The sequence below is a fragment of the Halorubrum sp. 2020YC2 genome (genome assembly GCF_018623055.1).
Taxonomy (GTDB): Archaea; Halobacteriota; Halobacteria; order Halobacteriales; family Haloferacaceae; genus Halorubrum.
The window spans coordinates 1,389,314-1,401,024 of sequence record NZ_CP076019.1 but is presented as its reverse complement, the minus strand read 5'-3'; the positions used below and the strand labels follow the sequence as shown (position 1 = coordinate 1,401,024).

At 70.1% G+C, this 11,711-nt stretch carries 11 protein-coding genes and 2 pseudogenes; 9 read left to right on the top strand and 4 right to left on the bottom strand.

Annotated elements, in window-relative coordinates; translation table 11 throughout:
• Positions 1-31: 31 nt before the first annotated feature.
• The 5 genes and pseudogenes from KI388_RS06900 (at position 32) to KI388_RS06880 (ending at position 3,757) form a co-directional block, all read left to right on the top strand.
• Positions 32-502 carry a hypothetical protein gene (locus KI388_RS06900; protein WP_215088601.1) on the top strand — a complete coding sequence of 157 codons (471 nt, stop codon included), beginning with the start codon at positions 32-34 and terminating at the stop codon, positions 500-502.
• A gap of 75 nt (positions 503-577) precedes the next feature.
• The gene (locus tag KI388_RS06895) at positions 578-1,642 is read left to right on the top strand and encodes a Gfo/Idh/MocA family oxidoreductase (RefSeq protein ID WP_215088600.1); all 1,065 of its coding nucleotides are present in this window, start codon (positions 578-580) and stop codon (positions 1,640-1,642) included.
• Between the two features lie 121 nt (positions 1,643-1,763).
• Positions 1,764-1,967: a hypothetical protein gene (locus tag KI388_RS06890; RefSeq protein ID WP_215088599.1), complete on the top strand. Its 204-nt coding sequence runs from the start codon at positions 1,764-1,766 to the stop codon at positions 1,965-1,967.
• A 295-nt stretch (positions 1,968-2,262) separates the two neighbouring features.
• Positions 2,263-3,464 (top strand): annotated as a pseudogene (locus KI388_RS06885) (DUF418 domain-containing protein).
• Positions 3,465-3,529: 65 nt separating this feature from the next.
• The gene (locus KI388_RS06880) at positions 3,530-3,757 is read left to right on the top strand and encodes a flagella cluster protein (RefSeq protein ID WP_215088598.1); all 228 of its coding nucleotides are present in this window, start codon (positions 3,530-3,532) and stop codon (positions 3,755-3,757) included.
• Positions 3,758-4,450: 693 nt separating this feature from the next.
• Here KI388_RS06880 and KI388_RS06875 read toward each other — a convergent pair.
• Both KI388_RS06875 and KI388_RS06870 read right to left on the bottom strand, forming a co-directional pair.
• A complete protein-coding gene (locus KI388_RS06875) occupies positions 4,451-6,121 on the bottom strand; it encodes an MATE family efflux transporter (protein ID WP_215088597.1) in 1,671 nt (556 codons plus the stop codon).
• 44 nt (positions 6,122-6,165) lie between these two features.
• Positions 6,166-7,200, bottom strand: a complete 1,035-nt coding sequence (locus KI388_RS06870) for a mechanosensitive ion channel family protein (protein WP_215088596.1) — start codon at positions 7,198-7,200, stop codon at positions 6,166-6,168.
• A 168-nt stretch (positions 7,201-7,368) separates the two neighbouring features.
• On the opposite strand from KI388_RS06870, the pseudogene KI388_RS06865 reads away from it, so the two are divergent.
• The 3 genes and pseudogenes from KI388_RS06865 (at position 7,369) to KI388_RS06855 (ending at position 9,677) form a co-directional block, all read left to right on the top strand.
• Positions 7,369-8,116: pseudogene (locus KI388_RS06865) on the top strand (PAC2 family protein).
• 96 nt (positions 8,117-8,212) lie between these two features.
• Positions 8,213-9,265, top strand: a complete 1,053-nt coding sequence (locus KI388_RS06860) for a TrmB family transcriptional regulator (protein WP_215088595.1) — start codon at positions 8,213-8,215, stop codon at positions 9,263-9,265.
• A 58-nt stretch (positions 9,266-9,323) separates the two neighbouring features.
• Positions 9,324-9,677 (top strand): hypothetical protein, encoded by a 354-nt coding sequence (locus KI388_RS06855; RefSeq protein ID WP_215088594.1) that lies wholly within the window; start codon positions 9,324-9,326, stop codon positions 9,675-9,677.
• A 20-nt stretch (positions 9,678-9,697) separates the two neighbouring features.
• On the opposite strand, the gene KI388_RS06850 is transcribed toward KI388_RS06855, so the two are convergent.
• Positions 9,698-10,339: a ribonuclease HI family protein gene (locus KI388_RS06850; RefSeq protein WP_215088593.1), complete on the bottom strand. Its 642-nt coding sequence runs from the start codon at positions 10,337-10,339 to the stop codon at positions 9,698-9,700.
• A 142-nt stretch (positions 10,340-10,481) separates the two neighbouring features.
• On the opposite strand from KI388_RS06850, the gene KI388_RS06845 reads away from it, so the two are divergent.
• Entirely contained in the window at positions 10,482-10,955 is a 474-nt protein-coding gene (locus tag KI388_RS06845; RefSeq protein WP_215088592.1) for a universal stress protein, read from the top strand.
• A gap of 46 nt (positions 10,956-11,001) precedes the next feature.
• Here the strand turns inward: KI388_RS06845 and KI388_RS06840 are convergent, their stop codons facing one another.
• Positions 11,002-11,661: a DJ-1/PfpI family protein gene (locus tag KI388_RS06840; protein WP_215088591.1), complete on the bottom strand. Its 660-nt coding sequence runs from the start codon at positions 11,659-11,661 to the stop codon at positions 11,002-11,004.
• Between the last annotated feature and the right edge of the window lie 50 nt (positions 11,662-11,711).

The following is an 11,711-nucleotide window of genomic DNA, read 5'->3' as shown; positions in this document are numbered from 1 at the left end:
TCTATATGAGCGCCCGACCACGAGTTCGCGTATGCGAAACCCGTGGGTCCACGACGACGTCCCGGACGACGCCGGGAGGGGGTACGACGGGCCGGTCCGCCTGCTGGCGGCGCTCATGTGGGGGTCGCTGGTCCTCCTCGTCGGGGGGTTCGTCCTCCTCTCCGGGGCGGGCGTCGTCGACCTCGCGGACGGCGGATCGCTCGGGGAGGTCGTCACCGGGGTCGTCGCCGCGCTCGCGCTCGCGCTGGCGGTCCCGATCCTGTTGCGGCTGCTCGCGATCTCGCGGGCGCTCGCCCTCCTCGCCTTCCTCGTGACGGGCGCCTCCGTCGGTCGGTTCGTGATCGCCCGGGAACCGGAGCGGTTCCGGGCGCTGCTCGACGCCCGCGACAGTCTCGCCGGGAACGCCGGCGCGCTTGGGGAACTCTTCGATTTCGTCGACTCGATGGCGCCCGCGGTCGTCGACGCCGCGGCGACGCTGGTCGTCGCCGTCCCGGTCGCCTGACGCGGAGACCGCCGCCTCGACCCGCCGCGTTCGGCCGGACGTGTGTGTTAAAAACACCCGTTGTGAATCCCGTCTATGACGCATCCGAACGACGTCGCCGTCGGCATCGTCGGTCTCGGCGGCATCGGGTCCCACCACGCGACGAAACTGGTCGAGCGCGGCGCGAACCTCGTCGGCGGGATGGACATCGACGCGGACGCCCGCGAGCGGTTCCACGAAGAGTTCGACCTCCCTGTCCACGCGGACGAGGCCGCGCTGTACGACGACTGCGACGCCGTGTTGGTCACCACGCCGAACCGGTTCCACGAGGAGTACGCGACCGCGGCGCTCGCGACCGGGCTCGACGTGCTCTTGGAGAAGCCGCTGGCGCACACGCTCGAAAGCGCCGAGCGGATCGCCGCCGCCGCCCGCGACGCCGATGGGTTCTGTACCGTCGGGTTCAACAACCGGTTCGCGGAGCCGGTCCGGGTGATAAAACACCACCAGGACGAGGGGCGCTTCGGTGAGACCGCCCACGTCGAGGCGAACTACGTCCGGCGGCGGGGCGTTCCCGGCCGCGGCTCGTGGTTCACCTCGGCGGACGTCGCGGGCGGTGGCGCGCTCATCGACATCGGCGTCCACGCCGTCGACCTGGCGCTCCACTTCCTCGACCACCCCGAGGTCGTCGAGGTCACCGGGGAGACGCGCTCGGAGTTCGGCGGCCGCGACGACTACGCGTACGTCGACATGTGGGGCGACGACGCCGGGCCGGAGGGGTTCGACGTGGACGACTCCGCGTCGGCGTTCGTCCGGACCGAAGACGGCTCCACGGTCTCGCTGGAGGTCGCGTGGGCGACGAACCGCCCGCCGACGAACGAGTTCGTGGTCCGGGGAACCGAGGCGGGCGCGACGTTCGACCGCGGCAGCGGCGACCTCACGATCCACGAGGCGGGGGTCGGCGGCGGCCACCACCTCTCGGACGCGACCGTGGAGACGCGCGAGGCGGACAGCCACGCCGCCGAGCAGGCGGCGTTCCTCGAGGCGGTCGCCGCGGGCGAGGCGCCCCAGATCAACACCGTCGAGGAGGGCCTGCGGGTCCAGCGCGTCATCGACGCCATCTACCGGTCCTCAGAGACCGGGGCGGCGGTCCGATTGGATTGACATCCGCTACAGAAAATAAATTCTCTCCCGATCCCGCTCAATACAGTCCACGTACCGAGACTACAGGCTGCTCGGCCTCCTCAATCCTACCATTTGTCACCGCTGAGGACGAGCGGCACGTATGGGTAGCGATGGTCTCATTGAGCTCGATCAGGACTGCTGGGCAGCGTTCGCAAAATACAATCTGGTGCTGGCAACGGGATTCGGTATTCTCGCTGTAGTCACCCGGACGGTGCTGGCAGACAACCTCTTATTGCTCGTCGAAAACGGGATACTCGCGCTGTTGTTCGGCGCTATCCAGACATACGCATGGCTCTCATCCTGATGTGTTTCGGTTCCGCTACCGACGAACTCGTCATGTTGGTGAAACGGGAAAGTCGCTGTCCGCTCCCGTCGCACGGTGTAACGACGGGAGACGGACAGCTCTCATCGACCGACTGTTTCAGGCGAGACTCCGTCTGAAGAGTGTTTCAACAGAAGTAACAGAGTCGGTCGAAGCCGACGGGCCTGCCGGGCGCTGACGCCCGTCCCGACCCTCGACGACGCCCGCCCCGACCCCCGGCGACCGCGTCCGCGATGGGAACCTATTCGGTGCTGGGCGCACTTCCGTCGGACAACTCGTGACCCGCGATTCCGGCCCGACGCCGCCCTCCGAACGGATCACCAGTCTTGACGCGCTCCGGGGGTTCGCGCTGCTCGGCATCCTCGTCATCAACATCCGCGTCTTCTCGATGCCGGAGCAGACCCTGCTCAACCCCAACGTGTACGGGGAGTTCAGCGGGCTCAACTACTGGACGTGGTTCGTCGGCCACGTGTTCGCGCAGTCGAAGTTCATCACGATATTCTCCGCGCTGTTCGGCGCGGGCGTCCTCATGTTCATCGAGAGCAAAGAGGAGAAGGGCCAAGACGCCGTCCGGCTCCACCTCCGCCGGACCGCGGTGCTGATCGCGGTCGGGCTCCTCCACGCGTACCTGCTGTGGTACGGCGACATCCTCGTCGCGTACGGGCTGACCGGGATCTTCCTCCTCTTCGTCCGCGACCTCGACGCGCGCCGGCTCGCCGGGCTGGCCGGGATATTCCTGCTTTTCATCCCCGCGCTCGAACTGTTCGCGGCGGTGTCGATCGGCGGCGAGGCGCTCGCCGGCCAGTGGATGCCGGCTGAGGCCGCGATCCGACAGGAGGTGGCCGCCTACCGCGGGGGGTGGCTCGACCAGATGAGCCACCGCGTCGGCTCGTCGTTCCAGCGACAGACCTCCGGGTTCATCGGGTCGAGCTTCTGGCGGGTCGGCGGCGTCATGCTGCTCGGCATGGCGCTGTACAAGCGGGGGTGCTGACCGGCGAGCGGTCGACCGCGTTCTACCGCCGGCTCGTCGCGGGCGGCGTCGTCGGCGTCGGTATCGTCGTCGCGGGCGTCGCGTACATCGAGGCGAACGACTGGAGCGCGGGCGCCGCGCTGTACTGGCGGCAGTTCAACTACGTCGGGAGCCTCCTCGTCGCGGGCGGCTACGTCGGCCTGATCACCCTGTTCGTCCGCTGGCGCGGCGAGGGAATCGTGACGCGCGCCCTCGCCGCGGTCGGCCGGACCGCGTTCACGAACTACCTGCTCCAGACGGTCGTCGCGACGACGATATTCTACGGGCACGGGCTGGGGCTGTTCGGCTACGTGAGCCGGTTCGAGGCGATGGGGATCGTGGTCGGGATCTGGGCGGGCCAGATCGTCCTCTCCGTGCTCTGGCTGCGCTACTTCCGGTTCGGGCCCGTCGAGTGGGTGTGGCGCACGCTCACCTACGGGGAGGCGCAGCCATTGCGGGTCGGAAACTGACCGCGCGTTCTCCGAACTGAGACTCGCGAGGACACGTTCAACACCCCGCGGGCGAACTCCCGCGTATGGCCGAGTTCGACGTTCACGACCACCGTCACGAGCTGAAACAGCTCCGCGATTCGGGCGCGACGAGCCTCTGGGAGAACCGCGAGGCGATGCCGTGTCCGGTGTGCGACGACGCCTTCTCGCGGTTGTTCGTCACGCGACAGACCGGGACGACGTTCCCCGAGAACGACGGCGCGCGCTTCTGTCTGCTGCGCGACGGCGACGCGGTGTACCTGTTTCGGCACTGAACGCACAGGCGATCGGTTACACGGAGCGTCGGCTCCGTTGAAATGCCTTCTTCAGATATATATCCGCCCGAAACGGCTGGTCGCTGAAGAGCGCTTCTTGATCGAGTGAGGGAGTGAGTATCGCAGATCGATGGCGATGAGCCGGTGTTTAAATAGCCGTGAGTGACGGTGCCGAGCGTTTATAAAAGCAGAGTGCGGTGGCGCGCCTGCGACCGGCCGCCACCGGCGGCCGCGAGTCAGCCCGCGAGGGAGTCGCTGGCGGCGCCAGCCGCCAGCGACGAGGCTGGGGAGGCGTGAGGTGCGGGGCGGTGCGGGGCGGTGCGGGGTGGTGCGGGGTGGGGTAGGACTCAAAGGGGCAGTCGCGAGGGCGAAGCACGCCGCAGCAAGCAGTGTGGCGCTACGCGCCACGGGCAGCCGGCGGCGAAGCCGCCGGCGACACCGCAGCGAGGGAGCGACAGCGACCGAGCGAGGAGCACAGCAAGGCGCGCGAGCCGTCGCGACTGGGGCTTTGAAGACGTTCACCGCAGCAGCGCCAGCCGCTTATAAACAGCCGCCGGCAACACCGCAATTCTACTTATAAATGGCCTCACAACGGACTACACCTACTCCCGCAATCGCTCGTCGCTACGTCTGTACTGAGCGCGATTGGGCCGGAATATCTCACTTGTGACGGATCACAACGGATCCGGGGCGTCAGTCGTCACCCACGGGATCCACGCCGGGGTCCGGGTCGTCGATGTACCGCTCGGTCCACGTGCCGCGCGAGAACCACGCGACGCCGACGACCGCGCCGAGGACGTTCCCGAGCGCCATGCCGACCCAGACCCCCGTCTCGCCCCACCCGGCGACGAACACGAGGTACGCCACGCTCGCGACCCGGCCCACCCAGAGGGTGAGGATCGAGATGACCATCGCGGTCTTCGTGTTGCCCGCGCCGCGGAACGCCCCGAGGATTACCTGCGAGACGCCGATGAAGGCGAACTCCACCGAGCGGATTCGGACGTACTCGACCGCGTGGCCGATCGTCGCGGGCGCGTCCGGCACGTCGCCGAGGAACGCCCCGACGATCGGCTCGGTGAACGCGACGGCGACGACCGCGACGAGGAACATGACGCCCGCGCCGGTCGTGGCCGCGAACTTCACCGCCTTGCCGGCGCGGTCTGCGCGGTTCGCGCCGAGGTTCTGCCCGACCATCGTGTCGATGGCGCGGCCGAGTCCCATCGCGGGCAGGAAGACGAGCGAGATGAGCCGGTTCCCGAGTCCGTAGGCGGCGACGACGGGCGGCGAGAACGTGACGATCATCGCCGTGAGCGTGATCATCGCGAGCGCGCTCGTCGTCTGCTCGACGCTGGAGGGGAGGCCGAGCCGGAAGATGTCGCGGATGAAATCGAGGTCGGGGACGAGGTGGCCGAAGGTTACGTCGGGGCCGTAGCCCGTCCCGAACAGGATCCAGAGGCCGATGGCGGTCGCGACGCCGCGCGAGAGGATCGTCGCGAGCGCGGCGCCCTGAATGCCGATCCCCGTGACCCCCGTCGCGGAGAGCAGAGTCGCCTCCAGCGCGATCAGGTCGAGCGCGGCGAGGCCCGGCACCGCTGCGAGCCACTCGAACAGCGGGTTCCCGTCGAACCCGAAGATGAAGAACGGGTCCAAGAGGACGTTCAGGAGGACGGAGACGAACATGACCGCCATCGGCGTCCGGGTGTCGCCGTAGCCGCGCATCAGCGCCGAGAAGACGAAGAAGCCGAACATCAGGGGGATCCCGGCGAAGATGACCTCCATGTAGTCGGCCGCGAGCGGGATCACGGTCGCCGCGGTGTCCGCGTCGCTCGGCAGGATCTCGAGGGCGGGACGGGTGTAGAAGTAGCCGCCGATCCCGATCAGCACGGACAGCACCGAGACGGTGAAGATCGTCTGTCCCGCGACGAGCCCCGCCGACCCGTCGCCGTCGGCGCCGGTGTACTGCGCGACGAGGATCGCGCCCGCGGTCGTGAAGCCGCCCGCGACCGCGATCAGCAGGAAGATGAGGGGGAACGCGAGGCTGATCGCGCCGACGGCCTCCGCCGAGAGCCGGCCGAGGTAGAGGGTGTCGACGATGTTGTACGTCACCTGTAACAGCTGGATGACGACGATCGGCCACGCGAGGCGGAACAGCGGCCGGAGGAGGCTCCCCTCGGTGATCGACTCGTCGTCGAGGGGCCCGTCGTCGCCCGGATCGCCGGGCGGGTCGCCGGCGGGATCGCTCGGGGGACCGTCGCGTCCGTCAGGCGGACCGTCGCCGCGTCCGTCAGGCGGACCGTCGCCGCGTCCGTCGGGCGGACCGCCGTCGGAGGGGTCGTCCGGGTCGGAAGCGGGCTTGTCGCTCACTAGTACGTAAACGCCGGGCGCGCTCTATCAGGGTTCCGATCCGGTCACCGATCCCGGCCCTCGTCGCCGGCGGAGTCCGCGGCGTCGGAGGCCTCGTCGACGGAGTTCGCGGGGGCCACCGCGTCGCCCGCGGCCGGATCGGCCGCAGCGACTTCCGCCGAGTCGGAGCCGGTGTCGACGCGGGCGACGCCGGAGGTGTCGTCGAAGACGAGGTGCCGGTGCGGGTACGCCATCTCGACGTCCGCCTCCGCGAACCGCTCGCGGATCCTCGTGTTCACCTCCGACTGGACCTTCGCCAGCTTGTAGGGCTTTTTCACCCAGTAGCGGAGCCGCAGCAGGACCCCGTTGTCGCCGAACTCGTGGATCCGGCAGTCGGGGCCCGCCATGTACCGCGCCACGCCGATGCGGATGTCGGGGCCGCCGTCGATGACGGCCTCGCTGTCGCGCGCCGCGCGCTCGACGAGCCGCCGGGCCTCCGAGACGTCGCTGCTGTAGGTGACCAAGACGTCGATCGACCGACGGGTCCGCTCGTCCTCCGCCGAGAAGTTCGTCACGTCGCGCTCGCGCATCGCCCCGTTCGGCACCACGAGAAACGTGTTATCGAGGGTGAATATCTTCGTGTACCGGATCGTGATGTCCTCGACGAACCCGGTCGTCCCGTCCTCTAACTGGATCATGTCGCCGATCTCGAACGGCTGGTCCGCGAGGATGAACACGCCGTTGATGAAGTTCCCCACGAGCGGCGCGAGGATGATACCGATGACGGCCGAGAACACCGCCGTCCCGAGGAGGAGGTCCGCGAACTGGAACCCGACGGCGTTGAGTCCGACGAACAGCGCGGCCGCGATCGTTCCCACCCGCACCCCGCGGACGATCGTCTGTGCGACGCTCTGTCGCGACACGCGGCGCGCCACCGGGCGCCCGATCAGTCGAACGATGAAGTTGGCGACGACGACGCCGAGCGCGACCGACGCGAGGACCGTCAGGAGGCTCGCTCCCGGGAGGTCACCGAGTCCGGAAGCGATGTCGGTGAGCCGCGAGACGACCCCCGGGACCGCCGGCGCCTCCGGAGAGACCATAGCGGATTCGCCGTCGGCCACCCGAAAAAGCGTTTCTCCCCGCGGGCGTCCGGGCGGCCTCGGGTTCGGACCCGGCTATCCGATCGCGACGGACGAGGACGGACGCGGTCGCGGCGAACCGACCGCGGCGGGGACAACCACTATCACGCGGCTGAGCGAAGGAGGAGTATGTCGCGACCGCCCGCGGATACGAGGGGACCGAGCTTCGGCGTCGAACACGACTCGCGGCCGGGAGCGACGGTCATCGTCGGGTTCTCGTCGTTCGGACTCGCCGGCCTCACCGCCGTCGACTACCTCGTCGACGACCTCGACCTCGCGGAGACGGGGCACGTCCGGGTCGGCGGGCTCCCGTCGATCACGCCGTTCACCAAGGGAGCCCCCCGGCACCCGATCCGGCTGTACTCCGCGCCGGACCTCGACGTCACCGTGCTGGTCGCGGAGCAGTTCGTCCCGCCGATGGCCGGCGAACGGCTCGCGGACGCGCTCCTCGACTGGACCGAGGCGAACGGGGTCGAAGAGGTCGCGGTGTTGGCGGGCGTCCCCGTGGCGCACGGTCCGGACGCCCACCGGACGTTCCACGTCGCCACCGAGGACTACCGCGCGGCGCGCTTGGGCGACGGGGTCGAGGTCCCCGCGATGGAGTCCGGCTTCCTCGACGGGACGAACGCCGGGCTGCTCGAACGCGGCCTCGAGTCGCCCTCGGCGTCGGCGTGCTCGTCACCCGGTCCACGCGCAGGCGCCCGACGTCGACGCCGCGGTGCGGCTTGTCGACACCGCGAACGAGATATACGAACTCGGCGTCGACGCGGCCCCGCTGGAGGCGTTCGCGGCGGAGATCCGGCGTCGCTACGAGGATCTTGCCGAACGGATGGAAGAGCGGGAGCCGGAGGGGAGCTACGACCGCATGTACATGTGACCGGCCGACGGCGGTCGGGGACGAAACCGGACTCTGAAAACGCGTACAACTCGTCCCATAGTAAAAAGCTATAACCCCCGCCCCCGTTCTCCCGATATGACAGACGATCTCCGGGACACGCTCGACCGGGTCGGAGACCGATTCAACCTCGGGGAATACGAGATAGACGCGTACCTCGCGGTGTTGGAACACGGCGAACTGACGGCGAGCGACATCGCCGACCGGACGGACATCCCGCAGCCGCGCGTGTACGACACCGTTCGGAGCCTCTCGGACCGCGGCCTCGTCGAACTCCGCGAGTCGCGGCCGATGAAGATCGTCGCCGTCGACCCCGAGGACGCCTTCGGTGACCTGCGCTCGTCGTTCGCGGAGATGGTCGACGAGCTGGAGGCCCGCTACACCGCGCCGACCCGCGAGACCGAGGCGGTGTCGCTCGTGAAGTCGCGCTCGACTATCCTCCGGTACCTCGAAGAGGTGATCGAGAACGCGGAGTACGAGCTCGCCGTCTCGCTCACCCCGGGGCTCCTCCGTCGGTTCCGCGACGAACTCGCCGCGAAGGTCGCCGCGGGCGTCAGCGTCGAACTGCTCGTCACGCCGGCCTCGAACGCGCCCGACCCGGCCGAGTTCGACTACCTCGAAGTCTCGACCATCGCGCGCGCCCGCCGCGGGATCACCACGCCAGTCCTCGCGGTCGGGGACGGGGAGTACTCCGTGTACGCCACCCAGGACGCCCTGCGCGACGACCGCGAGCGCTACGGCGTCATCTTCAACCGCTCCGCGCTCGGCTTCCTCGTCTCGGGCTTCTTCGGCACGGTCCTCTGGACGACCGCCGAGACGCTCGCCGCCGACGGCGAGGAGCGGCCCTTCCCGCGCCGCTACGCCTCGATCCGCCGCGCGGTGAAGGACGTCCGCGAGTTCGACGGCGAGGAGTTCTACGCGACCGTCGAGGGGCGCGACATCGAGACGGGGGCCGACGTGACCGTCCGCGGGAAGGTCGTCGACGTGGCGTTCGTCGACACCGAGGAGGTGGCGTCGCTGGTCGTCGAAACGGAGGACGGCCGCGTCGAGATCGGCGGGCGCGTCGCCGCCTTGGAGGACGTCGAGGGACAGGAGATCGTGATCGGCCGCGGCGAGCCGCCGGCGCTGTGAGGCGGCCGGGGGCCGCCGCGGCGTCGGCGTTCAAGTAGTTGCGGCCCGAAACGCGCCCGTGAGCGACGACGGCTTTTCGAACGACGACCGGGAGGCACCGACCGTCTCGTGCGAGCGGTGCGGCCGCGAGTGGACGCTCGACCGCGAGGTCGACGACCTCGACGCGGGCGGCCACGCAATAGAGCAGTTCGCGCTCGACCACGAGCGCCACACCGGTCACTACCCGGACGACGTGACCCCGTGGGTGGGCCGGTGTCAGCGGTGCCCGGACGGCGAGCGGTTCCTCTCGGAGCGGTCCGCGCGTCGCTGGGCGGAGTCGCACGCGCGACACACGCGTCACGCCGTCCGGCTCGAAGCCCCGAGGGGCCCCGACGACGTGATATCGCCCGAGTCAGACGGGAACGGTCAGTAGGGCCCGTCTCGCACTCGCCCTCACGGCCCGAGCGCGGCGATGTCGGCGCCGACCGCGGCGCGGGCGTCCGCCGGGTTCGGGTCGCTGTCGACGAGGTGGGTCCACTCGCACGCGGACAGCGCGGCGAGGCGGTCCCGGATCGCCGGCCTGTACGGCGCGGCCGCCGCGACGCCGTCGCCGTCGCCCCAGACGTCGTCGATCACGGTCCGCGAGTCGATCCGGACCTCGACGGTTTCCGGGTCGCAGCGCGCGGCCAGCGCCTCTAACCCGAGGTGGAGGGCCGCGTACTCCGCGGTGTTGTTCTCGGCGCTGGCGCCGACCGGCCGCCCCAACCGAGCGACCGGTCCGCCCTCGGTCCGGATCACGGCGCCCGCTCCGGCCGGTCCCGGATTGCCGCGGGAACTCCCGTCGACGTAGAGGACGACGTCGCGGTCGCCGGAGCGCCGTGAGTCGCCCTCGGAGGGCGGGCCGGCGGCGAGGACCTCCTCGACGGCGGCGCGGATCTCGCCGTCGCTCGTCCCCGGCGAGAACAGGCCGCCGTAGCCGGTCACGGCCCCGTCGATCGCCTCGATCGCGGGGCCGATCTCGTAGCCGTACAGCGCGAGGACGTCGTCGACCCGGCTCGCGAGCGGCGAGAGCCTGTCGGTGGGGAGTTGGTCCATGTTATCTCGGTGGAACCGCGCGCTTCGCGTCGGTTCGTCGCCCTCACATTGGACAGCGCGTACAAAAACCCGAGGGGCCGGGCGCGGGTCACGGGCGGGCACACCGACAGCGTATTTACGTCCCGGCTCCCACCGATTCGACATGACGCTCGTCGTGGTCCCGGTCCGGTTCCCTCCCTCGTCGCACTCGGCGGCGACGCTCCGAGAGGCGGCCCGCGTCGCCGAGGAGCGCGACGCCGACCTCACGATCCTCCACGTCGACCTCTACCAGCAGTCGGGCGGCGTCTCGCGCAGCGACCTCAAGCGCGCCGTCGAAGAGCGGATCGGCCGGATCGACCGCGCGCGCTACGTGGTCCGCCGCGGGTTCCTCGTCGAGGAGACGATCCTCGAAGAGGTCGTCGCGGAGGGGGCCGACGTCGTCGTCATCGGCTCGAAGCAGGCCGGTCGGTGGCGGCGGATGGTCCAGAAGCTGCTCTCGGACCCCGACATCGACTCGTTCCTCCGCGGCGAACTCGACTGCACCGTGATCACCGTCGACGCCGACGGCGAGACCACGACGGACGAGTCGGGCGCTGACGACGCCGTTCCCCTCCCCGACGAGAGCGGCGGCGACTAACCGCGTCCGGCCCGTCGACGGGGCGCCCGTCCGGCGCTCGGCCGACCTACGCCGCGACCTCGTACCGCCGCTCGTACTCGATGACGGTCGCCACGCGGTCGGCTATCTCCTCCCCGTACTCGCGCTCGACGACGTGTAAGGCGAGGTCGATACCGGAGGTGACCCCGCCGGCGGAGAGGAGGTCGCCGTCGTCGACGACGCGCGCGTCGACGACCTCCGCGCCCGACTCCCGAAGCTCGTCGAGCGCCGAGGCGTGGGTGACGGCGCGGCGGCCGTCGGTGACGCCCGCCTCCGCGAGCAGCATCGAGCCGGTGCACACCGAGGCGATCCGCGTGCCGGCCGCGTGGTGCGCCGCCAGCGCGCGCGGCACGTCGCCCTGCTGGGCCTCCGCCCACGCGCTCGCCGCCTCGTCGCGCGCGCTCCAGCCGCCCCCGGGGACGACCAGCAGGTCGGGCGCGCCGTCGGCCTCCGGGTCGGGGAGGACTCCATCCACGCCGACGCGGGTCCCGTGGCTCGCCGTCACCCGATCGCGCTCGTCGAGCGTGACGTACCGGACGCGGCCGTCCCGCCCGGCGTCGTCACCGTCGCCGGCGCCGGCGTCGGCCGTCTCCTCGGCGGCGAAGCCGAGCGCGTAGTCGAACACCTCGTACGGGCCGATCCCGTCCAGCTCGTCGAAGCCGTCGTACAGCAGAATGTCGACGTTCACACCGCTCCGCAGGGCGGCGGGCGGCTTGTGGGTTCCCCTCCGAACGCGCC